The organism is Pseudoalteromonas sp. SR43-5, from assembly GCF_014163835.1.
GTDB classification, from domain to species: domain Bacteria; phylum Pseudomonadota; class Gammaproteobacteria; order Enterobacterales; family Alteromonadaceae; genus Pseudoalteromonas; species Pseudoalteromonas distincta.
This window is the reverse complement of the sequence record NZ_JACJEA010000001.1, coordinates 124,418-149,213: the sequence shown is the minus strand read 5'-3', so window position 1 is coordinate 149,213 and position 24,796 is coordinate 124,418. Positions and strand designations below refer to the sequence as shown.

The 24,796-nt window shown below is 40.6% G+C and carries 29 protein-coding genes, 3 tRNA genes and 1 riboswitch; of the genes, 24 read left to right on the top strand and 8 right to left on the bottom strand.

Features of this window, described 5'->3' with window-relative positions; genetic code table 11:
• Window positions 1-83 precede the first annotated feature (83 nt).
• On the top strand, window positions 84-575 hold the full coding sequence (locus tag H5090_RS00770; RefSeq protein WP_024606381.1) for a DUF3016 domain-containing protein: 492 nt from the start codon (window positions 84-86) through the stop codon (window positions 573-575).
• A 48-nt stretch (window positions 576-623) separates the two neighbouring features.
• Here H5090_RS00770 and H5090_RS00765 read toward each other — a convergent pair whose 3' ends face one another.
• Entirely contained in the window at window positions 624-914 is a 291-nt protein-coding gene (locus H5090_RS00765) for a hypothetical protein (protein ID WP_002960798.1), read from the bottom strand.
• Between the two features lie 71 nt (window positions 915-985).
• On the opposite strand from H5090_RS00765, the gene H5090_RS00760 reads away from it, so the two are divergent.
• Entirely contained in the window at window positions 986-1,195 is a 210-nt protein-coding gene (locus tag H5090_RS00760; protein WP_002960797.1) for a hypothetical protein, read from the top strand.
• Window positions 1,196-1,203: 8 nt separating this feature from the next.
• On the opposite strand, the gene epmB is transcribed toward H5090_RS00760, so the two are convergent.
• Window positions 1,204-2,217 (bottom strand): EF-P beta-lysylation protein EpmB, encoded by a 1,014-nt coding sequence (gene epmB, locus H5090_RS00755; protein ID WP_182694835.1) that lies wholly within the window; start codon window positions 2,215-2,217, stop codon window positions 1,204-1,206.
• 41 nt (window positions 2,218-2,258) lie between these two features.
• Between epmB and efp the strand changes: the two genes are divergently transcribed.
• Together efp and epmA are read left to right on the top strand one after the other, a co-directional pair.
• Entirely contained in the window at window positions 2,259-2,825 is a 567-nt protein-coding gene (gene efp / locus H5090_RS00750; protein ID WP_024596699.1) for an elongation factor P, read from the top strand.
• A 56-nt stretch (window positions 2,826-2,881) separates the two neighbouring features.
• Window positions 2,882-3,856, top strand: coding sequence for an elongation factor P--(R)-beta-lysine ligase (gene epmA, locus H5090_RS00745; protein WP_182694741.1), 975 nt, complete (start codon window positions 2,882-2,884; stop codon window positions 3,854-3,856).
• A 185-nt stretch (window positions 3,857-4,041) separates the two neighbouring features.
• On the opposite strand, the gene H5090_RS00740 is transcribed toward epmA, so the two are convergent.
• Entirely contained in the window at window positions 4,042-6,159 is a 2,118-nt protein-coding gene (locus H5090_RS00740; RefSeq protein ID WP_182694740.1) for a TonB-dependent receptor, read from the bottom strand.
• A gap of 84 nt (window positions 6,160-6,243) precedes the next feature.
• On the opposite strand from H5090_RS00740, the gene H5090_RS00735 reads away from it, so the two are divergent.
• From H5090_RS00735 to H5090_RS00700, 8 genes are all read left to right on the top strand, one after another.
• Window positions 6,244-6,642 carry a thioesterase family protein gene (locus tag H5090_RS00735; RefSeq protein ID WP_024592343.1) on the top strand — a complete coding sequence of 133 codons (399 nt, stop codon included), beginning with the start codon at window positions 6,244-6,246 and terminating at the stop codon, window positions 6,640-6,642.
• A gap of 126 nt (window positions 6,643-6,768) precedes the next feature.
• Window positions 6,769-7,167, top strand: coding sequence for an META domain-containing protein (locus tag H5090_RS00730; protein WP_310736298.1), 399 nt, complete (start codon window positions 6,769-6,771; stop codon window positions 7,165-7,167).
• A 107-nt stretch (window positions 7,168-7,274) separates the two neighbouring features.
• Window positions 7,275-7,389, top strand: a riboswitch (TPP riboswitch).
• Between the two features lie 140 nt (window positions 7,390-7,529).
• Window positions 7,530-9,482, top strand: a complete 1,953-nt coding sequence (gene thiC, locus H5090_RS00725; RefSeq protein WP_220490662.1) for a phosphomethylpyrimidine synthase ThiC — start codon at window positions 7,530-7,532, stop codon at window positions 9,480-9,482.
• Between the two features lie 106 nt (window positions 9,483-9,588).
• The gene (locus H5090_RS00720; RefSeq protein ID WP_182694739.1) at window positions 9,589-10,590 is read left to right on the top strand and encodes an FAD-dependent oxidoreductase; all 1,002 of its coding nucleotides are present in this window, start codon (window positions 9,589-9,591) and stop codon (window positions 10,588-10,590) included.
• Window positions 10,591-10,597: 7 nt separating this feature from the next.
• The gene (gene thiS / locus H5090_RS00715; RefSeq protein WP_182694738.1) at window positions 10,598-10,792 is read left to right on the top strand and encodes a sulfur carrier protein ThiS; all 195 of its coding nucleotides are present in this window, start codon (window positions 10,598-10,600) and stop codon (window positions 10,790-10,792) included.
• A gap of 5 nt (window positions 10,793-10,797) precedes the next feature.
• Window positions 10,798-11,589, top strand: a complete 792-nt coding sequence (locus H5090_RS00710; protein ID WP_182694737.1) for a thiazole synthase — start codon at window positions 10,798-10,800, stop codon at window positions 11,587-11,589.
• A gap of 10 nt (window positions 11,590-11,599) precedes the next feature.
• Window positions 11,600-13,135 carry a thiamine phosphate synthase gene (gene thiE, locus H5090_RS00705; RefSeq protein ID WP_182694736.1) on the top strand — a complete coding sequence of 512 codons (1,536 nt, stop codon included), beginning with the start codon at window positions 11,600-11,602 and terminating at the stop codon, window positions 13,133-13,135.
• A 50-nt stretch (window positions 13,136-13,185) separates the two neighbouring features.
• Entirely contained in the window at window positions 13,186-13,935 is a 750-nt protein-coding gene (locus tag H5090_RS00700; protein WP_182694735.1) for a HesA/MoeB/ThiF family protein, read from the top strand.
• A 343-nt stretch (window positions 13,936-14,278) separates the two neighbouring features.
• Here H5090_RS00700 and asd read toward each other — a convergent pair whose 3' ends face one another.
• Together asd and rsgA are read right to left on the bottom strand one after the other, a co-directional pair.
• Window positions 14,279-15,145 (bottom strand): archaetidylserine decarboxylase, encoded by an 867-nt coding sequence (gene asd / locus H5090_RS00695; RefSeq protein WP_004336058.1) that lies wholly within the window; start codon window positions 15,143-15,145, stop codon window positions 14,279-14,281.
• Window positions 15,146-15,160: 15 nt separating this feature from the next.
• A complete protein-coding gene (gene rsgA, locus H5090_RS00690) occupies window positions 15,161-16,219 on the bottom strand; it encodes a small ribosomal subunit biogenesis GTPase RsgA (protein ID WP_004336055.1) in 1,059 nt (352 codons plus the stop codon).
• 121 nt (window positions 16,220-16,340) lie between these two features.
• On the opposite strand from rsgA, the gene orn reads away from it, so the two are divergent.
• From orn to H5090_RS00670, 4 genes are all read left to right on the top strand, one after another.
• Window positions 16,341-16,886: an oligoribonuclease gene (orn, locus tag H5090_RS00685; RefSeq protein ID WP_004336052.1), complete on the top strand. Its 546-nt coding sequence runs from the start codon at window positions 16,341-16,343 to the stop codon at window positions 16,884-16,886.
• A gap of 183 nt (window positions 16,887-17,069) precedes the next feature.
• Window positions 17,070-17,145: transfer RNA gene (locus tag H5090_RS00680), tRNA-Gly, on the top strand.
• 43 nt (window positions 17,146-17,188) lie between these two features.
• A tRNA-Gly gene (locus tag H5090_RS00675) sits at window positions 17,189-17,264 on the top strand.
• Between the two features lie 43 nt (window positions 17,265-17,307).
• A tRNA-Gly gene (locus H5090_RS00670) sits at window positions 17,308-17,383 on the top strand.
• Between the two features lie 234 nt (window positions 17,384-17,617).
• Here H5090_RS00670 and H5090_RS00665 read toward each other — a convergent pair.
• From H5090_RS00665 to H5090_RS00655, 3 genes are all read right to left on the bottom strand, one after another.
• Window positions 17,618-18,046 carry a secondary thiamine-phosphate synthase enzyme YjbQ gene (locus H5090_RS00665; protein WP_024589772.1) on the bottom strand — a complete coding sequence of 143 codons (429 nt, stop codon included), beginning with the start codon at window positions 18,044-18,046 and terminating at the stop codon, window positions 17,618-17,620.
• Entirely contained in the window at window positions 18,043-18,510 is a 468-nt protein-coding gene (locus H5090_RS00660) for a chemotaxis protein CheX (RefSeq protein ID WP_007580265.1), read from the bottom strand. The genes H5090_RS00665 and H5090_RS00660 overlap by 4 nt, the downstream gene beginning before the upstream one ends.
• 75 nt (window positions 18,511-18,585) lie before the next feature.
• The gene (locus tag H5090_RS00655) at window positions 18,586-19,023 is read right to left on the bottom strand and encodes a transcriptional repressor (RefSeq protein WP_002957918.1); all 438 of its coding nucleotides are present in this window, start codon (window positions 19,021-19,023) and stop codon (window positions 18,586-18,588) included.
• Between the two features lie 95 nt (window positions 19,024-19,118).
• On the opposite strand from H5090_RS00655, the gene H5090_RS00650 reads away from it, so the two are divergent.
• The 8 genes from H5090_RS00650 to H5090_RS00615 all read left to right on the top strand — a co-directional run bounded on the left by H5090_RS00650 (window position 19,119) and on the right by H5090_RS00615 (window position 24,793).
• Window positions 19,119-19,739 carry a MarC family protein gene (locus H5090_RS00650; protein ID WP_002957920.1) on the top strand — a complete coding sequence of 207 codons (621 nt, stop codon included), beginning with the start codon at window positions 19,119-19,121 and terminating at the stop codon, window positions 19,737-19,739.
• A gap of 123 nt (window positions 19,740-19,862) precedes the next feature.
• The gene (gene dusA / locus H5090_RS00645) at window positions 19,863-20,795 is read left to right on the top strand and encodes a tRNA dihydrouridine(20/20a) synthase DusA (RefSeq protein WP_024595806.1); all 933 of its coding nucleotides are present in this window, start codon (window positions 19,863-19,865) and stop codon (window positions 20,793-20,795) included.
• Between the two features lie 244 nt (window positions 20,796-21,039).
• Window positions 21,040-21,720 carry a PspA/IM30 family protein gene (locus H5090_RS00640; RefSeq protein ID WP_182694734.1) on the top strand — a complete coding sequence of 227 codons (681 nt, stop codon included), beginning with the start codon at window positions 21,040-21,042 and terminating at the stop codon, window positions 21,718-21,720.
• 9 nt (window positions 21,721-21,729) lie between these two features.
• Entirely contained in the window at window positions 21,730-21,936 is a 207-nt protein-coding gene (locus tag H5090_RS00635) for a PspC domain-containing protein (RefSeq protein ID WP_182694733.1), read from the top strand.
• 172 nt (window positions 21,937-22,108) lie between these two features.
• On the top strand, window positions 22,109-22,435 hold the full coding sequence (locus H5090_RS00630) for a hypothetical protein (protein WP_024595804.1): 327 nt from the start codon (window positions 22,109-22,111) through the stop codon (window positions 22,433-22,435).
• Between the two features lie 79 nt (window positions 22,436-22,514).
• On the top strand, window positions 22,515-23,024 hold the full coding sequence (locus H5090_RS00625; protein ID WP_404936419.1) for a copper chaperone PCu(A)C: 510 nt from the start codon (window positions 22,515-22,517) through the stop codon (window positions 23,022-23,024).
• 8 nt (window positions 23,025-23,032) lie between these two features.
• Window positions 23,033-24,019, top strand: coding sequence for a DUF2333 family protein (locus H5090_RS00620; protein WP_024603343.1), 987 nt, complete (start codon window positions 23,033-23,035; stop codon window positions 24,017-24,019).
• Between the two features lie 3 nt (window positions 24,020-24,022).
• Window positions 24,023-24,793 carry a TIGR04219 family outer membrane beta-barrel protein gene (locus H5090_RS00615; RefSeq protein WP_182694731.1) on the top strand — a complete coding sequence of 257 codons (771 nt, stop codon included), beginning with the start codon at window positions 24,023-24,025 and terminating at the stop codon, window positions 24,791-24,793.
• Window positions 24,794-24,796: the final 3 nt, after the last annotated feature.

Below are 24,796 nucleotides of genomic sequence, written 5' to 3'. Positions count from 1 at the left end.
TGCTAAAATAGCTTTAGTAATAGCTAATGCTAGGTTTACTCCAATCCACACTTTTGTGATTGGTTACCTCTTTGGAGAAAGATATGAATTTAGTTAAAAAAATAGCAACAACAATGTGTATCGCATTACCTGCGCTTGCCCATGCTGGTGAGTCTGTTGTTAAATGGAATGACTTTAATGATTATCGTGATGTGCGAGCGTCTAACCAAGCTAAGGGCTCGTATCACAAAAGTATTGCGGCAAGTTTTGAAAAACATATGTCTAAATTAGCTGAGCAACTACCAAAAGATTATAAGTTAAACGTAGAGTTTACTGATTTAGATTTAGCGGGAGATGTGCGTTATGGTGGTATGGAGGAAATTCGTGTAGTAAAACCAATATACTTTCCACGCATTAAGCTTAATTATTCGTTAACCGATAACGACGGTACAGTGCTTAGTAAAGATACTGATGTGGAGCTCAAAGATATGGGCTTTATGGATAAAATTAAAATGGGCCGCGACGAATCACTATATTACGAAAAACGCTTATTAACAGAGTGGTTTGGTGAGCAAATATTACCAAGTTTAGATTAACTTAAAATAAAAATGCCGCTAAATAGCGGCATTTTTGCTTTTTAATCTTTACTTAAAAGTAGCTAACAGCGTGAGTATTTGTTGTAACTTAATAACGGTTGTTTTAAGTTTTTCTTCATCAAAACCATCGTTAGATAAGCTTTCAACGTCAGCGGCTACGTCAAGAACATACGGCTTAAAGCGTTTAGCTTCAAAGCTAAAACCAGCATCTTGTGCAAATAAGGCTTTAAATTTGCCATGGCCTTGCTGTTGTAGTTCATCGAGTTTTTTGTCGGCATCAAGCGCCTGACGATAAACAATTTTTAAATTAGTATTGAGTTGTTCAATAATTGAATCCATGGTTTTCCTAAAGCTTTGTACTGCATGGCCGACATAATACTTGGATTACATTTAAAAGTCAGGTTTGTTATATGAATATATCAGGCACAAGTTTACCCGCTGTTTCTGGCTCAGGCCAAGGCAGTGAGCTTTATAGCGCTGCTTTATCTAAAAAGCAGCAACTAGCAGATGGCGCAGCAGCACTTGCACTTATTGAAGGTGCTGCACAATCGTCAAGTGCGCAAACACCGGCTAAATCGGTAACAGCATCATTGGGTAACAACGTAAATATATACGTTTAAATGCTGTTTTAAATTAGCTTAAGATCGATAGGTGTTTTACTTTTTTGACCACCTATTTCTCTAACTAATTTAGGCACTAAAAATCCAGGCAGGGCTTTTAATAGCTCTGCCATTATTTTTATAGCGTCTTCTTCGTTAATATCAAAGTGGCTGGCCCCTTCAACTTTATCGAGCAAATACAAATAATACGGTAATACGTCTGCGTCAAATAACGCTTCGCTTAAATTTATTTGCGCATCGAGCGTATCATTCACATCTTTTAAAATTACAGCTTGGTTTAAAAGCGTTACGTTTGCTTGTTTAAGCTTTTGCATGGCTGCTTTAAAGTCAGCGTCTATTTCGTTGGCGTGGTTTATGTGATTAATAAAAATAATTTTTAATGGCGATTTTGCTAATCGCTCACATAGCTCATCGGTTATTCGCGCCGGTATAACTACTGGTAAACGACTATGAATTCGCATTCGTTTAATTTGTGGTAATTGCTCAAGCTCATCTAAAAACCAACTTATTGCATCGTCTTTGGCCATAAGTGGATCGCCGCCACTTAAAATCACTTCGTTTATATTGGCATCAGATTTTATGTAGCTTAGTGTTTCAAGCAGACTTTTTTTATTAAGTTGGTTTTCTTGATACGGAAAATGCCTTCTAAAGCAGTAACGACAATTGACGGCACAGCCGGTTTTAAACATTACTAAAACACGCGATTTATACTTATGTAAAAGGCCGGGTTGTTCGTTATCTTGCTCAAGTAGGGGATCTTTATTAAAACCCGACTTAGTTAAAAATTCTTGATGGCGTGGCATGACTTGCAATAAAAGAGGATCGTTTGGATCGCCTTTGCGTATTTTTTTTATAAAAGGGATAGGCACGCGTACCGGAAATAAACTGCGGGCTTTTAGGTCGTTTTCATGGACTTGGCTCGATAAACCGACCATTTCAAGCAAGGTTTTTGGGCAGGTAACTACATTTGCTAATTCTTTTTGCCAGTTTTTATGCAAATTTGCTTCATTTCTTTGTATCATTGGCATGTAGATTACTCGAAAAAATATAAATAGAGGAAACGATGGCGAATTATAGCACCAACGAGTTCAAGGGCGGCCTAAAAATTATGATGGACGGCGAGCCTTGCAGTATCTTAGAAAATGAAATGGTAAAACCTGGTAAAGGCCAGGCGTTCAACCGTGTTCGTATCCGTAAACTTATCTCTGGTAAGGTGCTTGAAAAAACCTTTAAATCGGGTGAATCAGTTGAAGGTGCTGACGTAATGGATACAGATTTAGCGTATCTATACACAGACGGCGAATTTTGGCACTTCATGAACAACGAAACATTTGAGCAAATTGCTGCTGACGAAAAAGCACTAGGCGATGCAGTTAAATGGTTAGTTGAAAATGATTTATGTACAATTACATTATGGAACGGCAGCCCTATTGCTGTTACACCACCTAACTTTGTTGAGCTTGAGATCACTGAAACAGATCCTGGCCTTAAGGGCGATACAGCGGGCACTGGTGGTAAACCAGCAACGCTTAGCACAGGCGCTGTAGTACGAGTTCCATTATTTGTACAAATTGGCGAAGTAATTAAAGTAGACACTCGTAACGGTGAATACGTAAGCCGTGTTAAGTAAGCTTTAACATTGTTTATAAAATCCCAGCTTAAGCTGGGATTTTTTTTGGAGAAAATATGTCAGCAGATCTTTGGGCCCCAAGCGCAAGCATTGAAACACTAAAACAACGTGCAGCGATATTACGTAACATTCGTGAGTTTTTTTATACGCGTAATGTAATGGAAGTAGAAACGCCGAGCTTAAGTGCTGCCAGTGTAACCGATGTGCACTTAGCCAGTTTTAACACCACATTTGTAGGTCCAGGGCATGCTGGTGGGCTTCCTCTTTTTTTACAAACATCCCCAGAGTTTGCTATGAAACGCTTGTTAGCAGCAGGCTCAGGCGCTATTTTTCAGCTTTGTAAAGCATTTAGAAATGAAGAAGCAGGTAGTCATCACAATCCCGAATTTACAATGCTTGAATGGTATCGCCCAGGCTTTGATGAGTTTGCACTTATGGATGAAATGGATGAACTAATGCGGCTTGTTTTAGATGTTGAGCCGGCAACAAGGCTTACTTATCAGCAAGCGTTTGAACAAGCACTTGGGCTCGATCCGCTAACAGCGAACATAGAGCAATTAAAGCAACTAGCGTGTGAGCATGGATTTGCTGATATAGCCCAAAATGAAACGCATAAAGATACCTTACTGCAATTATTATTTTGTATGAAAGTGGAGCCCACAATAGGACAAAATAAGCCATGTTTTGTGTATCACTTTCCAGCTTCTCAAGCGGCACTTGCACAAATTTGTGAACACGATACACGCGTAGCAGGGCGCTTTGAGCTTTATTACAAAAATATGGAATTGGCGAATGGCTTTAACGAACTCACAAATGCCAGCGAGCAAGCTAAACGTTTTAATGAAGATAACGCATACCGCGCTGAAAACGGTTTAAAGCAAGTGCCAATGGATACGCGTTTAATTAAAGCGCTGGAGCATGGATTACCTCAGTGCGCAGGGGTGGCTTTGGGTATAGATAGGCTTGTAATGCTCGCAACAAATAAAGAGAAAATTAAAGACGTAATCGCGTTTGATGTGCAAAGAGCGTGATGCTTGGCTTGTAGGCGTAGGTGGAAAACCTGTCGGTGCGAATTTATTTCGCGCTCATGTAAATTAACTTTATAAATAAGCGAGGTATAAAACCTCACTTACAAATAAAAACACCGCGTTTAATTTAAACGCGGTGTTTTTTTATTGCTTGCTGTAGCTTTCATTTGAAAGCCAACGGCTATGCTTTACAGATTAAGTGTAAACGTAACACCTGCTACGCGAGGCTCACCTAATTGTGTATAGGTATGCGTTGCGTAACCATCTTGTGGGTCATTACCAAATTCAAAACCACGTGTAGGGACTGTTTCGTCAAACACGTTACGAGCCCATGCGCGAACTGCCCACATGTCTGCTTCGTAGCCAAAGCTTAAGTTAACTAAGTTGCTGCTTGGTGCCTGTGAGTTATGACTATCTGAGAAGTAGTAATCGTCCTTACCTTCAATACCAACCATGCCGTAAAATGCGTTAGTAAAGTTGTAACGTGCAGTAAACGCATACTGGTATTTAGGTGACTGCGCTTGTTCGCGACCGTCTTGGTTTAAGCCTGATTGTGTTACAAACTCGTCAATTTCAGTGTTTAAGTAACCAGCACTACCTGTTAAAAATAGATTATCAGTTAGTTGGTAACTACCTTCAACTTCAAGTCCGTAGTTGCTACCAGAACTTGCGTTATCAACATAACCGGTAAATTGCTGACCTTCTACTTGCCATGCTTTTAACTGAATATCGTCGCGGTGCATGTAAAATGCTGCTAAGCGAAGTGTAAATTTGTCATCAAGTGATGAACCTTTAACACCAAATTCGCCGCTCCATAAATATTCAGGGTCAAAACTGGTGTGTTGCTGGAAAAAATCAGCGCTTAGGTTTAAGCCTTCATCTTTTGCTTTAGCCAGTGCTTCTGAGTTAATACCACCGGCTTTGTAGCCACGGGTGATGCTGGTGTAGATCATAGTGCGATCAATTACTTGATATTCAAGTGCTATTTTACCGCCAACCATTACATCGTCAGTATCTTGTATAAAGCCATTGCTATCGGTGTAGTCGCCTTGGTATTGCTCTACACGTAAACCTGTAATTAATGTTGTTTTAGGGCCAATTGGAGTCGCTACTTGACCATATACTGCAACGTTACTCGTTTCGTAAGTTGAAGAGAACGGGCTTGCTAACCATGTGTACTGGCGCTCTAAATCAACATCACGGTTTTGGTAATAAATACCCGCAACCCAGTTACCTGTTTTAGAATTAAATTGTAAATCTACAGACTGATCGTCGCGATCGCGGCTGTATAAATCAGTTGAGCTGTATCCATCTGGATGTAAGCCAGCAGCACATAACTGTGGTTCACTTGTATCGTTACATACCCAGTCTTCGTCAAAGCTATAAAGCAACTCGGTATCAATAGCCGACAGGTTTAAATTTACATCAAAAGCGTCAAAACCCGTGTAAGTATTATTAACGCCTATAGCGTAGCTTTGTTGATTATCTTGTCCTGGTTCATCGGCAACACTATTGCGGCTGTTATCAAGCGTAAACGCATCATAGCCGTTGTTTATATCAATATAGTGCAGGTTTAACTCAGTATTTAAATGCTTTGTAAGCTGGCTGTTTAATTTAAAACGGGCTACTTGTTCGTCTTGATTTTGTGTTTCGTCATTTAAGTACAGGTTATCTACGTAACCGTCTGACTTTCTACGAAAGTAGCTAACGCGTGCGCTAGTGTCATCTGTTAAGCCAGTGCTTGCTGCAATGCCTGCTTCGCGGGTGTTGTATGTGCCAGCACCTACTTGTAATTTTAAGCTTGGATCGCTTGTGGCTTTAGCTGAACCCATTTGGATCATACCGGCCATACCGTCTGCGCCAAAGCGTGTACCTTGTGGCCCACGATAAATTTCTACTTGGTCTATATCAAATAATAATGAACTGCCACCAAGGCCAGAATAGTTAATACCATCAATAACTAAGCCTACAGATGGATTAATAGGGTCTACAAATTGTGAACGAAGTCCCACGCCACGAATTTGAATATAACGACCGCGCGACGCACCAGATGCAAAATTTACATTGGCGGTACTGCCTAACATTTCGTCTAAGTAACTTGCACCACGTTGATTAATTTCATCTTCGCTGAATAAGCTCGCACTCGCGCTTAAAGTTTGAATGCTTTCGCGCTGAAAATCGCCAGTTACAACAATTCTTTCTAGGTCGCTATCATCAGCGTTAGCTGCAATTGGTGCACCAAGCAGCGGTAAAAGTGCGGCAGTAATTAAAGACAAACGTAAGTTCATTGGGTTACTTAACTCCATTTTAGGGACTCGTATGGTAGCAATTATTTAAACACATGTGCTATAAACGCGGCAATTATACGTTAAATAATCAGGATTACTAATATGACCTTTAAAGTTGACTTCAAGGTACGTGATTACGAATGTGACTTACAAGGTATCGTAAATAACAGTGTTTATTTTAATTATTTAGAACATGCTCGACATGAGTTCTTGTACGCACACGGTATTGATTTTGCTCAGTTAGCAAAAGATAAAATTAACCTAGTCGTGATGCGCAGCGAAATGGATTATAAACATTCACTATTACCAGGTGATGAATTTTATGTGGCTGTAGAGCCGCAGCGTATTAGTCGTTTAAAATTTGCGTTTAAGCAAACGGTCATACGTAAAAGGGATGAAAAAGTAATGCTCAATGCACTGGTTATAGGAACGTCTGTTAATGAAAAAGGTAGACCGTTTTTACCAGAGCAAATAGATAACGTATTTAAAACTACAACTTAGTACTTAATCGCATAACTTTTGAACTATCATAGAACAAAAATTTACATTTAAAACATGCATTTTTAACGGATAAAGGGCATAAATATTGTTACAATTACATTAATTAGACAATTAGTTAGTAGTAGCATGAAATTAGCAGCAATACCGATGCTTATAGTCGGTTTATGTGTTGGTTGCGCATCAACAGGGACGGTTACCAGTGAGCAGCTTAAATACACCCAATGGCAATTATCACGTGTTGATGGTTTAGCAATTCCACCTTTGTTTAATGCATCAATGAGCTTTATTGAAGCACTGCAAGTAAACGGTTTTGCTGGCTGTAACAAATTTTTTGGTGAAGGCTCGCTTGAAGAAAGTAACCTTACCGTAAGTAAATTAGGAATGACGCGCAAGTCATGCGGCGAAGACCTTGATGAGTTTGAGCAGCAGTTATTACAAGCCTTAAAGCAAGGTGCAGAGCTTAAAATGCAAGACCAGCAATTAGTCATGCAAGGCGAGCAAACATTTGTGTTTATCCCTAAATAATTTTAAGTTTTTGAAAAACAGCCCCTTGCGGGCAGTTTTTAACTGACGTACACTCAGCGCAGATTTGTTGAATAATATCTTCGAATCGACGAACAAAATTTATATATCAATACTTGTCGGAGTGCCAAAGCTAAGTAATTAGTTTTTGGCTGAGATCGCGAAAGCGGGATCCGTGAACCTGATCAGGTTAATACCTGCGTAGGGAACAAGCTGCCTAAAATGGGACGCTTGTGCGTCTTTTTTTATGCGCACAATAAAGTGATTTATTTTTTAGGCTGCAAAGTAGCATGTACGCTACTTTACGATCTTTCTCTATTCCTCGGAATATCTGACAAGACAACCCTTAAGCAATGAGGCAAGTCATGTCAAATACTACAAATAAAGCGTCACGCCGAGAAACTCGTGCTGCCGCGTCTGAATATATTTATAACTTAACGGGTCAACCGTTCCCAAATTCTCATAAAGTATACGTTGAAGGTACTCAACCAGGTGTGCGTGTTGGTATGCGTGAAATCACGTTAAGTGACACGTTTATTGGCGGCACAGATGAAAACCCTGTTTATGAGTCAAACGATCCGCTTCGTGTTTACGATACGTCGGGCCCGTATACCGATCCTAATTTTAAACTAGACGTGCGCAAAGGCTTACCAAAATTTCGTGAACAATGGATTGAAAGCCGTGGTGACACCGAAATTTTAGAATCAGTGACGTCGCAGTTTTCGCAGCAGCGCATGGCAGATGAAGGGCTGGATCATATTCGCTTTGATCACCTTCCAAAAATTCGCCGTGGTGTCGCTGGTAAAAACGTAACGCAAATGCACTACGCACGCCAAGGGATTATTACTCCTGAAATGGAATACGTAGCCGTTCGCGAAAATATGGGACGTGCAGAAATTCGTAAAGAATTACTAGCCGCGCAGCATAAAGGCGAGTCGTTTGGTGCGAGTATTCCTGAATTTATTACCCCAGAATTTGTACGCGACGAAATAGCCCGTGGTCGCGCTATTTTACCAAATAATATAAACCATCCAGAAACAGAGCCTATGATTGTAGGTCGTAACTTTTTAGTAAAAGTTAATGCCAACATTGGTAACTCATCGGTTAGCTCATCTATTGAAGAAGAAGTAGAAAAAATGGTGTGGTCTACCCGCTGGGGCGCAGACACCGTGATGGACTTATCAACGGGGCGTTACATTCACGAAACGCGCGAATGGGTTGTACGTAACTCGCCTGTACCTATTGGCACAGTACCGATTTATCAAGCGCTTGAAAAAGTAAACGGTGTGGCTGAGGATTTAACGTGGGAGATTTTCCGCGATACGCTTATTGAACAAGCCGAGCAGGGTGTTGATTACTTTACTATTCATGCCGGTGTACTGCTTCGCTACGTACCAATGACGGCTAAACGTGTAACCGGTATTGTGTCGCGCGGTGGCTCAATTATGGCTAAGTGGTGTTTAGCGCATCACAAAGAAAACTTTTTATACACGCACTTTGAAGACATTTGCGAAATTTTAAAACAATACGATGTGTGTTTTTCATTAGGTGATGGCCTTCGCCCAGGTTCTATTGCTGATGCCAACGATGAAGCGCAGTTTAGTGAGCTGCGCACATTAGGTGAACTGACTAAAATTGCGTGGAAGCACGACGTACAAGTATTTATTGAAGGCCCAGGGCATGTGCCAATGCACATGATTAAAGCCAATATGGATGAGCAATTAAAGCATTGCGACGAAGCGCCATTTTACACTTTAGGCCCGTTAACGACCGATATTGCACCAGGGTACGATCATATCACCTCTGGTATTGGGGCGGCCCAAATAGCATGGTACGGCTGTGCAATGCTTTGTTATGTAACACCTAAAGAGCATTTAGGTCTGCCAAATAAAGAAGATGTTAAAGAAGGCTTAATTACCTACAAAATAGCTGCACATGCCGCCGATTTAGCAAAGGGGCACCCAGGCGCGCAAGAGCGCGATAATGCGCTATCAAAAGCACGTTTTGAGTTTAGATGGCATGATCAATTTAATATTGGTTTAGATCCAGAGCGTGCTCGTGAGTATCACGACGAAACCCTTCCGCAAGAATCAGGCAAAGTGGCTCACTTTTGCTCTATGTGTGGCCCTAAATTTTGCTCTATGAAAATTAGCCAAGAAGTACGCGATTACGCTAAAGATTTAGAAACACGCGGTATTGATCCAAATGACGCTGGCGAGGCTATTGAGATCAAAATGATTGATGTAGAAGCCGAGATGAAAGCTAAATCTGCCCAGTTTAAGCAAACAGGCTCAGAAATTTACCACAAAGCGGTATAGCAATAAGTTAGATGCAGATGTAGGTGAGGTTTTATACCTCGCTTCTTTAAACATTGAAGAAGTGCGAGTGAGTTCGCACCTACTAATAACTGCTTTTGGAGGTTTTATGTTTTATAACATTGCTGTGGTGGGTTTTGGTTTAGCAGGGCGCTTAGCTGCCCTTGAGCTAAGTAAGTTGCATCATGTAACGGTGTTTGAAGCTGACGATGAGCAAACCCCAAATAGCGCCGGTAAAGTGGCTGCAGCAATGCTTGCCCCGCTGGCTGAATCGGTATTGTGTGAGGCTGATTTAGCTTTAATGGGTCTTGATTCAATGAAGCGCTGGCCAGAAATAGTGAGTGAACTTGAGGGGGATGTGTTTTTTCAGCAGCAAGGCACATTGGTCGTTGCGCATCAGCAAGATAAGGGCGATCTACAAAGCTTTACCCAGAGAATAAAGCCCATAGCAGGGCAAAGCGCTCAGGTATTGAATGCTCAGCAAATAGCGCAGTTAGAGCCAGAGCTTGCTAATCGGTTTAACCAAGGTCTATTTTTACCCTGCGAGGGGCAAATAGATAACCAAGCCTTTTATAAAGCAAGTTTTACCATGCTCAACAAGCGCAAAGTTAAGTGTGTGTTTAACCAGCGCGTAACCATTAAAAACGGTGAAATAAATAATCGACCATTTGACTACATTATAGATTGTCGTGGGCTTGGTGCTAAAAGTGATAAACCGCTTAGAGGTGTGCGCGGTGAAGTCGCAAGGCTATATGCACCTGAAGTAAATTTAACGCGACCTGTGCGTTTAATGCATCCGCGTTACCCAATTTATATAGCGCCTAAACCGAATCATGAATATGTAATTGGTGCGACCGAAATCGAATCGCAAGATAGCGGCGCCGCAACAGTGCGATCAACTCTTGAGTTACTTTCAGCGGCTTATACCGTACACAGCGGATTTGCCGAAGCACGGCTACTTAATATTCAAACCGGATTACGCCCTGCATTTAGCGATAACCGCCCAGAAGTATCACAAGTTGGTAATGTAATTAGCATTAACGGCTTATATCGTCATGGTTATATGCTTGCACCGGCATTAGTGGCGCAAGTAGCTTCACGAATAGAGTGAGAATAAAATGAACATTACAATTAATGGCGAGCTACTTAGTGTTAATAGCAAAGCACTCGTTGAGGTACTTCAAAGTTTTGGTGCAGTTGCGCCTTTTGCTGTGGCTGTTAATGGCGAATTTATTCCACAAAGTCGGCACAGAAACTATGTACTTAATGAAGGTGACAGTGTTGAGTTGCTGTCACCCATTCAAGGCGGATAAAGCTCATGCAAACTAAAGACTGTTTAACTATTTATGGAGAGCAAGTAAATAGCCGTTTATTAATAGGCTCTGCGCTTTATCCGTCGCCTGATATTATGACCCAATCGATAGTCGCCTCTGGTGCTGAAATTGTTACCGTGTCGCTTAGGCGCCAACAAAGTGCAGCAGCCGGTGATGACTTTTGGCGGTTAATAAAAAATACAGGCTTAAAAATACTGCCTAATACCGCCGGGTGCCACAGTGTTAAAGAAGCCATAACGCTTGCAAAAATGTGCCGAGAGGTATTTGCCACCGACTGGATTAAGCTGGAGCTGATTGGCGATGATTACAATTTACAGCCTGACCCTTTTGCGTTACTTGAAGCCACAAAAATATTAATTAATGATGGCTTTAAAGTATTGCCTTATTGCACCGATGACTTAGTACTTTGCCAGCGCTTAAATGAGCTAGGGTGTGAGGTGCTTATGCCGTGGGGGGCGCCAATAGGCACCGGTAAAGGCTTGTTAAATAGCTATAATTTAAAAACTATTCGAGAGCGTTTACCCGATACCACATTAATAGTAGATGCAGGTTTAGGTTTGCCATCGCATGCCTGCCAAGCACTCGAAATGGGGTATGATGCGGTATTATTAAATTCAGCCATTGCAGGGGCGGGCTGCCCAATTACTATGAGCCGCGCATTTAAAGCCGCAGTTGAAGCAGGGCGCTTTGCATATCAAGCAAAAGCAATGCCTGAAAAAGACGTTGCAGCCCCATCAACCCCAACAATGGGTATGCCATTTTGGCATCAGCAGTGAAGGAAAAAATATGAATAACGTAGTGTGGACAATTGCCGGATCTGATTCGGGCGGCGGTGCAGGCATTCAAGCTGATATAAAAGCAATGCAAAGTTTTGGTGTACATGGCTGCACGGCAATTACGGCGCTTACTGCACAAAATAGTTTAGGCGTAGAAGCTATTAATGCAGTGTCTACCGATATTATTGAATCGCAGTTACTTGCGCTTGAAAAAGACATGAAAGCCAAAGTAATAAAAATTGGCATGTTAGCCAATGTGCAGCAAATTCAGTTGATCAGCGAGCATATAAGCCACTATAAAGCTAAGTGGTCTGTGCCTCCCGTTATTGTATATGACCCTGTTGCTATTGCCTCAAGCGGTGACTTACTAACAGAAGAGGACACGGTAAGTGCAATAAAAGAATGTTTACTGCCGCTAGTGGATGTAATAACTCCAAACACCCACGAAACACAGTTATTAACTGGTGTGTATTTAATTGGCCCAGCTGCAATAAAAGAAGCGGCTAATAAGCTATTAAGCTGGGGGGCAAAAGCTGTTGTTATTAAAGGCGGACATTGGGATTACCCAAGTGGCTACTGCATTGATTATTGTATTGATAGTAATACACAAAATGGCGAAGAATATTGGTTAGGCAATCAAAAAATACAAACACCGCATAACCACGGCACCGGATGTAGCATGGCTTCGGTCATTGCTGCGTGTTTAGCTAAAGACTACCCATTAAAAGATGCCTTTATTTTAGCTAAAGCATATATAAACCAAGGGCTAAAACAGTCGGTACGCTATGGCGAAGGGATTGGACCGGTTGCTCATACATCGTTCCCCACTAATTTAGCTGACTACCCACAAGTAATTGAGCCAGGGAGCTGGCTGGGTGATGAATTAGATTTTGATGTGCCGCTTGATTTTAATATGGCTGCTGATTTTGCTCCATGTGAAAGTAAATCGCTTGGCTTATATGCGGTTGTAGATAGCACAGATTGGTTAGAAAAATGCTTACAACAAGGCATTAAAACAGCGCAGTTACGCGTTAAAAATAAAACGCAAGATGAGCTTGATGGGCTCATTAAGCAAGCTGTTGAGCTGAGCAAGAAATACAACGCACAGGTATTTATAAACGACTACTGGCAGTTAGCTATTAAGCACGGTGCATATGGCGTGCATTTAGGGCAAGAGGATTTAGAGATTGCCAATTTAGCGGCAATTAAAGATGCTGGGTTAAGGCTTGGGCTTTCTACTCATGGTTTTTATGAAATGCTGCGTGCGCATAATTATCGCCCTAGTTATATGGCATTTGGTGCTATTTACCCAACCACAACAAAAGATATGACAGGCCAAATACAAGGCCTTGAAAAGCTCATTAAATTTGTACCTCTTATGCAAAGCTACCCAACAGTAGCAATAGGCGGTATTGATTTAAGCCGTGCTGAACTGGTAGCTAAAACAGGCGTAGGCAGTGTTGCCGTAGTGCGTGCGATTACCGAAGCTGATAATTACGTAGAGGCTATAAGCGCTCTGCAAGTGGCCATAAGCAGTGCCAATTAAAACTAACAAGGGTAATACTATCAAGGGTAAAACTAACAAGGTTGATAAACGTGAGTGAGCTAAGCGATAAAGAAACCCTGCGTTACAGCCGCCATTTATTGCTTGAAGAAGTTGGGCTTGAAGGGCAATTAGTACTTAAATCCTCAACGGTTGCAGTAGTGGGGGCTGGTGGTCTAGGTAGCCCCGCGCTTTTATATTTAGCCGCTGCGGGTGTTGGAACGCTTATTTTAATTGACGATGATGAGGTTGAGCTTTCAAACTTACAGCGCCAAGTGCTTTATAAAATAAATCACTTAGGACAAAGCAAGGTCGTCGCCGCGGGTAAAGTATTAGCGAGTCTTAATAATCAAATAAACATAGTAACGCATTGTCAAAAGCTAGATGAGAGTAACGCAGCTAATATTCTAAAAGATGCTGACATCGTACTTGATTGCTCTGATAACTTTAGTACTCGCTATAGTGTTAACCGTTATTGTATTAGCAATAAAACACCGTTAATTTCGGGTGCTGCACTCGCAACCAAAGGGCAATTAATGGGCTTTGATTTTAGGCAAAGTGATAGCCCATGTTATGGCTGTGTTTTTCCACGGGGCGAAGCTACACCGGTTATCAATTGCAGTAACGCTGGGGTTATTAGCCCGTTACTTGGTGTAATAGGCTCTATGCAGGCGCAACTTACGCTCAACTTATTGCTGGGGCATGCAGAGGGAGGTGTGTTTATAACCTTTGATGCGCTCACTTTAAAACAACAGCACTTTAAAGTGATTAAAGATTCAGAGTGTAAAGAGTGTGGTAAATAAGTTTTTGAGGGGCTTGTGCCTTTTATTAAATGTAGCGTTAAAGAATTAAAAGCTGCGCTTTTCGCGTGAGCAAGCTTCACGCCTACAACATATCAAACTTTTGCACCAAGCTTGTTGACGCACAGCTTGCTGGCGTGACGAGCAAAGCTCGTAATTTCTATGCTTTGGTGTCTTCTCATTTACTCCTCTTTTACTTCTCTTTGTGCAATAAGATTTTAAGTAATTTATTCACAAAGAGGCTAAGAGGGCGCTGCGCTTTTCGCGTAAGCAGGCTTTGCGCCTACAAAAATAAAAAACCGCGTTTAAATAACGCGGTTTTTTGATTTCTAATTAACGATTTATTTTAGTCGTTAATTTTTGCAAACGCAGTACCTAAGCGAGTAACCACTTCTGGTAGTTGGTCATCCAGTATTTCAGCTTTATCAGCACCCCATGCTAGTACCACAGTAGAGCCTAATTTAAAGCGACCCATTTCTTCACCCTTTTTAAGCGTGATAGCGTTATCGCCAGTGGTTGGGTATTTCCAACTAAATACATCGCTACCTGCTGGTGGCGTGACAGTACCTGCCCAAATAGTTTCTATGCTGGCTACAATTGTTGCGCCAACAAGTACCATAGCAAGCGGACCAATCTCAGTTTCAAAAATTGCTACTACTCGTTCGTTACGTGCAAACAAGTTAGGCACGTTTTGCGCTGTAAGTGGGTTTACTGAAAATAAATCACCTGGCACGTAAATCATTTTGCTTAGTGTGCCATCAATTGGCATATGAATACGGTGGTAATCTTTAGGCGCTAAATAAATAGTGGCAAACTTACCGCCTAAAAATGGTGTTGTATCATCTTGTGAGCCGCCTAGTAGCGCTTGTAAGCTGTAATCGTGACCTTTAGCTTGTATTAGCTGTCCGTCAACAATATCGCCTAGCTGGCTGATTGCGCCATCCACTGGATGAATGATTATATTGCTATCTTCTACCATTGGGCGCATGCCGTCTTTTAAAGGGCGAGTAAAAAATTCATTAAAGCTTTTATAATGAGCCGGATCTGGGTATTGGGCTTCGCTCATATCTACTTTATATTGCTTAATAAATAGTTTAATTAAAGTCGTTGTTAAAGCACCTGCTTTAGCTGCGGCTAATTTACCCACTACGCGTGAAATAAAGTGTTTTGGCATTGCGTACTGCATTGCGATTTTAAATTTGTCTAAACTCACAGTATTTATCCTAAATTATACGCGAGGCGCACGGGCGCCTGCACGGCCATCGGCCATTGTTTCTAAAATTCGGTGGTAGCTGTCAAAGCGCAATTGAGAAATTTTGCCATCTGCTACAGCTTCTTTAACTATACAGCCCGGATCGTTTAAATGTTTACAGTCTCTAAAGCGGCATCCGCCTATAAATTCTCTAAACTCTTTAAAGCACCAGGTTACACGCTCAACATCTAAATGCCATAAACCAAATTCGCGAATTCCTGGCGAGTCGATTAGGTTACCGCCACTTGGTAAATGGTGAAGGCGTGAAACAGTTGTTGTGTGCTGGCCTAGGCCGCTGTTTTCAGATACTTCTTTAGTTAATATTTCAGCGTTAGGTAATACAGTATTAACGAGGGTTGATTTACCCACACCACTTTGACCAACAAAAATGTTATTTTTACCAACAAGTACTTCTTTTAATTCATCAATACCATTACCCGATATATTACTAACAAGGAGTACTTGGTAATCAAGTTTACGATAGATATCGAGAACTTTTTGTATTTCGCTAAGACCTGCGTCATCAATTAAATCTATTTTATTGAGTACTAAAATTGGCTCAATACCCATATCTTCACAGGCTATTAAATAGCGGTCGATAATACTTGGGGTAAACTCAGGTAATACCGCCGATACCATGAGTATTTGATCAATGTTAGCCGCAATAACTTTTACGCCGTCGTAAAAGTCAGGGCGGGTAAGTTGCGAGCGACGCTCTTGCGTGGCTTCAATTACTCCGGCTAAATCACCTTCACTTACTTTGGCACGGCGAAACAATACCTCATCACCACACACTAAATTTGACACGGTACGTCGTATATTACAACGAAGTACATCGCCATTTTCAGTTTCGACATCGGCGTGTTGGCCAAAACGACTGATCACAATTGCGCTCTCGACCTGACCTAAATTATCGGTTTGCCACTCTTGCGCGCCTTTTTTAGCTGGTCTTGAGTCTGCGCTATTAATGCGCTTTTGGTGGTTGGCCTTGATCTGACGCGATTGGCCTTTACTTAATTTTTTCTGTTTTGCCACTGGAGGCCTATAACCTTAGTTAAATGTCGCTTTTCCTAAAAAAAGCTTTAGCTCGACGGTTGATGCTAATATGATATATCGAAATGCGTTGGATCTAAAGGAAAGCACCGCTTAGGTAATTATGACTATTAATAAATCAAATTTAATTTGGCTCGATCTTGAAATGACAGGACTCGAACCAGAGACCGATAAAATACTCGAAATTGCGACGGTTGTCACTGACGCAGACCTGAATATATTAGCTGAAGGGCCAACCATAGCTATTCATCAAAGTGATGAATTACTAAATGGTATGGACGAGTGGTGTACTACGCAGCATGGTAAGTCGGGTTTAACAGCACGCTGTAAAGCAAGTACATTCGATGAAGAGTATGCCGTGGCACAAACGTTAGATTTTTTAAAACAGTGGGTGCCTGCAGGTGTATCACCAATGTGTGGTAATTCAATTGGGCAAGACCGCCGCTTTATGAATAAATACATGCGTGAACTTGAAGATTTTTTTCATTACCGCAATCTTGACGTGAGTACTATTAAAGAATTAGCACGTCGCTGGAAACCCGAAGTGCTTGCAAAAGTGAATAAAAAAGGCTCGCACCTTGCTTTGGATGACATTAAAGATTCGATTATGGAATTAAAAGTCTATAGAGAAAATTTCTTTAATTTGTAAAAAACACTTGCAAACACATCGGATTATTGTAGAATCCTGCCCCGCTCAAGACGATAACCCACGCGGGGTTAGTGTGTTTGAGTGATTGAATTACCATCAATAAGTGCGGTACTAGCTCAGTTGCTAGAATGTTGAACGCGACCTGTCGCGCTTAAGCGTAAAATAACTGAAGAAATAAAAAATGCGGTACTAGCTCAGTTGGTAGAGCGCGACCTTGCCAAGGTCGAGGTCACGAGTTCGAGCCTCGTGTACCGCTCCAATTTCTAACCAAAAGAAATTGTAGTGTTGAATGAAAATATAATGCGGTACTAGCTCAGTTGGTAGAGCGCGACCTTGCCAAGGTCGAGGTCACGAGTTCGAGCCTCGTGTACCGCTCCAATTTCTAACCAAAAGAAATTGTAGTGATAGTAAATTTAGTTATGCGGTACTAGCTCAGTTGGTAGAGCGCGACCTTGCCAAGGTCGAGGTCACGAGTTCGAGCCTCGTGTACCGCTCCAATCTTTTTATATCCTTTCAAAATCCTTTGTATTAAAAATCATAAATAAAATTATAATTTAAAATCTCTCTTATCTACTTTATTCTTTGTGCAATATTCAGCATTAAAGTTTTGGTTGTTAGAAGCTATGGTTTCTCGCGCGAGCTATGCGCCTACAATAAAGCTGTTGTACTTTGAAGTTATGAGGTATGAGTGAGGTACAGAGGAGTCAATACTTTGAAACCGAGAGCTTTTATTAAAATAGCTCCCCCTGAATAGTTGCTATAACTCGTCTAGAGCCACCAGAATCGCGATGTTCACCTAAATAAATACCTTGCCATGTACCTAACGCTAAATAACCATTTGAAATAGGAATACTTAACTCGCAGCCTAACGTACTGGTTTTTATGTGTGCAGGCATGTCGTCGTCACCTTCATAATCGTGGCGATAATAAGGTTGACGCTCAGGAACGAATTTATTGAAATGGCTCTCCATGTCCATACGAACAGTGGGGTCTGCATTTTCATTTATTGTAAGGCTCGCTGAGGTATGCTGAATAAATAAATGCAACAAGCCTATTTTGTAACTCGCCAGTTCAGGAAGCTGAGACAATATTTCGTCATCGATTATATGAAAACCTCGCGGGCGAGGCTTTAATGTAATTTGCTTTTGCTGCCAACTCATAATTTATCGAAACTAACTTCAATGTTTGCATTACCAGCATCACAGCTAAATGGCATGATGATTTTTTTACCTTGGCTTTTGTGAGTAATTGTATGACCCTTACCCGATACCACAATAGGCGTTGCCATATCAAAGTCGAAGCCTTTCTCGCCAAGTAAATTTTTAGCACCACCTGTTACCATGTTGGTTATTTCGCCAACCATATCAGTAACTTCTTCATCTATGGTATCAGGGCGTTCGCCAAGCATACGCTCCATGATGGTCAATGCTAATCCTTCATCAAATGTAATTGAAAATGATCCTCGCGTTTGCGGGCCAACCATGCCAATCAAACCTGATACATCACCACAGGCTATCTCATCAGTTTTAATGCGAGGTTTACCTGGCTTCAATTGAGTTTGAGCCATAGTGCTCAAAACATTAATTAAAGAAGATAAAAAGGGATTGATGAATTCTACATTCATAGTGGCTACTCTTAAATTTGTTCTGTGAAATGACTATATAGTTTGAGTATAGTCACTAAGGATAACTTTGAAGGATTATGATGCTCTGCAAGATTCACATTTACCATGTGCTTCTATTGTCTGCCCTGATACAACAAACCCACCTTCGGCAGCTAAATTATTTAGCTCATGCGAAATTACACTCGAGTGTAACTCTTTGACAAAACCACAGGTATCGCAAATTAACAATTGTACTGGGTGTATATGATCAAAATGATGACACAGCATAAATGCATTTGTGCTTTCAATTTTATGAATAAAACCTAGCTCAGCTAAAAAGTCTAATGCACGATAAATAGTTGCAGGTTTAGCACCCGTTTCAGTTATTTTTAATTGCTCAAGCAAATCGTATGCACCAACACCACCTTGTGCGCTGGCTAATAGGCGAAATACTTTCTCGCGGATAGGCGTAAAACGCGCACCACGGTTGTCACAAACTTGTTTTGCTTTACTTACGAGTGATTCTATATTCATCATTACTCTTATCCTTATGCTACCGTGATATACTAACATACTGTGTTGTAGTTGCAGCGTTTTTATTAAGCGCTTTTTACCTAGGAAACCCAGTAATGCACGAACTATTAGCTATATTTATTTTCTTTTTTGCGGTTATTGACCCCATTGGTACTGTACCTGTATTTATTGCAGTCACACGTGGTGATGATGAGAAATTTAAACGCAAAGTTATATATAAAGCGGTAGGCGTATCTGCATTAGTGCTCTTATTTTTTGTACTTGCAGGTGAGCAATTACTTAACGCAATTGAAATTCCGCTTTCGGCTTTTCAAATAGCCGGCGGTATCATATTACTTATTTTTGCGCTCTCAATGATATTTGGTGAAAGTAAACCAGAAGCCGAAATTAAAAGTGTACGCGACAGCACTGAAACCGCTATTTTTCCGCTTGCGATTCCCTCTATCGCGAGCCCTGGCGCTATGTTAGGCGCCGTATTAATGACTCGTAATGAAGAATATACCTGGGTTGAGCAGTTACTAACGTCTTCGATGATGCTTGCTGTATTAGCGGTTGTACTGGTTTTGTTACTGCTTGCAACACATGTACATAAATTAATTGGTGATAGTGGTGCAAGTATAATAAGTAGAATTATGGGGCTTATTTTAAGCTCGGTTGCGGTTACCAATATTTTAAATGGCATAGCCCATTATTTTGGCTTGCAGGTTTTCTCTTAACATTGATGCTCGCTAGGCTTTTGTGTAAAATGCAGCGCCTTTTAAGCTGTGCTTAATAACTTTAATACCCTGAGGTTTGCTTTGAATAAATGTACTTTGGATAGACGCTTTTCTGTGGCCCCCATGCTTGATTGGACTGATCGCCATTGTCGTACTTTTCATCGCAAAATGACTAAACATACTGTGCTTTATACTGAAATGATAACCACAGGGGCTATTTTATTTGGTCGAGGCGACTACTTACATTTTAATAAACACGAAGGCCCAGTTGCGCTGCAACTTGGTGGCTCTGATCCTAAAGCGCTTGCGCAATGTGCAAAACTTGCAGGTGAGCGTGGTTATGACGAAATAAATTTAAATGTAGGTTGCCCGTCAGACAGAGTTCAAAATGGCCGATTTGGCGCATGTTTAATGGCTGAACCTCAATTAGTTGCTGAGTGCGTAGCAGCAATGAAAAACGAAGTAAGCATTCCTGTTACCGTTAAAACGCGTATTGGTATTGATGAGCAAGATTCGTATGAGTTTTTATGTGCGCTTATTGAAGCGTCTCATAAAGTAGGGTGTGATGATTTTATTATTCATGCTCGTAAAGCATGGCTTAATGGTTTAAGCCCGAAAGAAAATCGTGAAGTTCCACCGCTTGATTATCCACGTGTTTATCAACTTAAAAAAGATTATCCGCAGCTAGACTTAAGCCTAAATGGCGGTGTTAAAACAGTTGAGCAGAGCCTAGAACATTTGCAACATATCGATGGCGTAATGATTGGGCGTGAGGCTTATAGCAACCCATTTATGCTCAATGACGTTGATGAAAAAATTTATGGTGATTCTGCAAACACGCAGTCACGCCACGACGTAGTGCGTTCAATGTATGACTACATTGAAGAAGAAATGCGTTTGGGTGCTAATTTTTGGCATATTGCACGTCACATGCTCGGTATTTTTCAGGGGCAGCCTGGTGCGCGAGGTTTTAGACGCCACCTTTCTGAAAGTGGTCACGGTAAGCAAGCTGATTTATCGGTAATGGATAAAGCATTAAGCTTTGTACCAGAATAAAACTAAGCTTTAAAAATTCTAAATTTAAGCCACTTTCGAGTGGCTTTTTTAATCCTAAAAATTAGTCAAAATCATAATTTATTGGCCAATTCCACTCTATGTTGTTCAGCTTAAAGTCACTAAAATTTAGAGTGTTTGTTATTTACCATTATGATTTTAAATGCTTTATTTTCTTTTTGATGGACTTGGCACAACTCTTGGAATCTTCTTGTTGAAATTAATTAAAAATCAACAGGAGAATACCATGGGAATATTTAACCGCGTAAATGATGTAATTCAATCAAACATTGTCGCCATGCTTGATAAAGCAGAAGATCCAGAAAAACTTTTAAACCTAATGCTTACCGAGATGCAAGATGCATTGAATGAGTGTCGTAGTACAGCAGCCGCTTTATTGTGTGAAGAGAAAGTAATTAATCGCCAAATTGATACTAAAAAAACAGAATTAGCAGCTTGGCAAATGAAAGCAGAACGTGCGGTTGAGAAGGGCAGTGATGACCTTGCTAAATCAGCTTTACTTGAGAAGCAACGCGTTAACGAAAGCATTGAAAATAAGCAAACTCAACTAGAAACATTGCAAGAGTCTATTGCAAAAATTAAGTCTGATTGTGAACGCTTGCAGCAAAAAATGGCTATGGCTAAAACTAAGCAAGCTCAGTTAATGCAACGCCATAATGTTGCTATTGCTAGAGGGCGAATCAGTACGCAACTACAAAGCGATAAAGTTGCCCATGCGTTGTCTCGTTTTGAACAAATAGAGCAGCGTGTTGAAGGTATTGAAGCTCAAGTAGAGGCTTATGAGCTGACTGATACAGCAAGTTCTACCAGTACCCAAATTGAGTCGTTAGTTAAAAATGAAAAAATTGATGCTGAACTGGCTCGCTTAAAGGCGAACTTAAATACTAATTTAAAACACACTGCTTAGGAGATTGCTATGAACAGCTATAATCGTCAACAAGGTTGGTATAAAGATACTTTGAATAAAAAAATATCGGGTGTTTGTAGTGGTTTAGCCCATAGATTGGACTTTCCGGTATGGGCAACACGCGTAGTTACTATTTTGTTGTTTTTGAGTTTTCCGTTTGCAGTTGCACTTGGCTATTTTATAGCGCATTGCTGCCTTGAAAATAAAGAGTATTAATACCAACAGGCATAAATATTTGAACAATTTAACGAATTAAATCACCCTATAACGTTGTTAAAAATTTTAATTTAGAACAGCTAAGTATAAAAATTTTTGCCTAGTTATAGCGCAATTTTCTTATCGTTAAATAGGCCTCATATATAAGCCGGTTGGTATAAGGAGAATTACTATGAAAGCTTTGGCAGTATGTGTATTTATCTATTTATTACTGTTTACTGATTTAATAACGTTTGTGCAGATTGATTCTTGGCAGTTGCCGTTATGGATTGCTGATATTAGTTGGGCTGGGCTCGAGCTTGTAGGTGCTTTGGCCGCAATTATTGCTGTAGTTGCGGTAGTGGCTTTAATTACTATGGGATTAGTTGGTGCGGGTGTAGTGGCATTAGCAGGGACTGTTTTAGCGCTTTTATTCGGATCTATAATGATTGCATGGCCGTTACTATTTGTTGCAGTGTTGTGTTGGCTTGTTGCCGATAACAAAAAAGTAGCCTCTTAATCCTTAATTTGACTGACTATTATAGGTTAACTATGTTAAATTTAGCCTGTAATTTAAAGTTTTCATAAGGATAAGAATGATGACGAAACTATGTTTTTCGATGGCTTCTGCATTAATATTTAGTTTTTTTTCGTCATCGTTGGCGGCGCACTCAGGACACGATCATGGTTCTGATGTGGCTGTGCTCGAAGTAACTAACGCGCAAGTTAGAGAGTTTTTACCTGGTAGTACTTCAACTGTAGGTTATTTAACCCTTAGTAATCACAGTGGAGCCGCAGCAACTTTAACTAAGGCAACTATTGATGGCTTAGGGCGTGTTGAAATACACGAGCATTCACATGTAGACGGCATGATGAAAATGCAACAAGTTGAATCGGTTGAAATTAAGGCGCACGAAAGTGTCAGCTTTCAGCCTGGCGGTTATCATTTAATGGCATTTGAACCACAAGAGCCATTAAAAGTAGGACAAGAACGTAAACTCACACTATATTTTAGTGACGGTAATCGCTTATTTACTAATGCTCAAGTCGTGTCGCTTGAAGCGCAAGCTAAGCAGTCAAAACCATCTACTCAACACGCTCATCATTAGGAGTACACATGTCGCAACATAAAGGAAAAATAGCAGGAATAATTGTTTTACTGCTTATCATTTTTTACGCAATTGCTGTTTATTGGAGCACAGAACCTTCACGTTTTGACGTTGTTGCCAACGCGAAAGAGCAAGCGCAGCTTCGTAATGAAAAAATAGTAACGGGTTATGTAACTACTTCTACATTAATTACGGTAGCCAATACCTTACTAGATAAACCGGGTGGCTACTTATCAAATGATGTAATACCACCAAGTATTATTATGGATGATATGCCAGCGTGGGAATATGGCGCACTAGAAATGGTACGTGATTTATCGCTTTCTATGCGAAAAGATTTTAGCCGTTCTCAATCACAATCAACGGAACATGAAGCCCTTAAAAAGGCGCAGCCGCAGTTTAATATAAGCTCTGAGGCATGGGCATGGCCAAGTGCCGAAGGTGAGTACCAAAAAGGTATTGACTACTTAATGGTATATCGTGGACAAATTGCTAATGAGCATGAGCGCGATAGCCAATTTTACGCACGAGCAGATAACTTACGTAGTTGGCTTAAAGAAGCTGAAAAACGTTTAGGTAGCTTAAGCCAACGTTTAAGTGCCAGTGTAGGCCAAGAAAAAGTAAACACCGATTTAGCGGGTAATTCATCTAATAAACAAGCAACTCTTGCGCCACTGCAGCAGCAAGTAAGAACACCATGGTTGGAAATTGACGATGTGTTTTACGAGTCGCGCGGTGCAACTTGGGCATTACTGCATTTTTTACAAGCGATAGAGTATGACTTTAATGACGTACTTGAAAAGAAAAATGCACGTGTAAGCTTACAACAAATCATACGTGAACTTGAGGCGACTCAAGAAACAGTATGGAGCCCACTTATTTTAAACGGTAATGGTTTTGGCTATGTGGCAAACCATTCTTTAGTTATGGCAAATTATATTTCTAGAGCCAATGCGGCTTTAATCGAACTCAGCGAACTACTAGCTCAAGGATAAAAAATGAAAAAGTATTGTTTAGCAGCAGCCCTTTCAATGGCATGTTTAGCACCAGCGGCGCAAGCTGACACCCTATTAGGTTTATATGTAGGTGTTGATGGATGGAAGTCAGATAACGATGGCCAATTTTCTTACAAAAATAATGCATCTCAAGATTTTGATTTTGAAGATGAGACTTTTGTAAGTTACTACGCAGCGCTTGAGCATCCAGTGCCGTTAGTACCAAATATTAAATTAAAGTATACAGAGCTTGAGCTTGATGGTGATGCGGTTATTGGTGATACGTTTAGCTTTAATGGCAGTACCTTCGATACAAACAGAAAAGTAAATACTGTTAGTGATTTATCGCACATTGATTATATTCTTTATTATGAAATCTTCGATAACGATTTAGTTTCTATTGATTTAGGTTTAAATGCTAAACAGTTCGATGGAGAAATTACAGTAAAGTATGATGATGATGAACGAGATGTTTCTCAAATAGAAACCAAAGACTTCTCTGGTTTTGTTCCTCTTGCATACGGCCGTGCCGAAGCTGGCTTACCATTTACTGGTTTAAGTGTATTTTTTGAAGGTAGCTTTTTGGCTATTGACGATAGCAAAGTACAAGATTATCAAGTAGGCGTAGCGTGGGAACTTATTGATAACCTAGCAGTAGATGTTGCTGTTAAAGCCGGTTACCGTTCTATGGTATTAGAACTTGATGATGTAGATGATATTACTACTGATATTGATGCATCTGGCCCATTTGCGGGTATTCAGGTTCATTTTTAATTA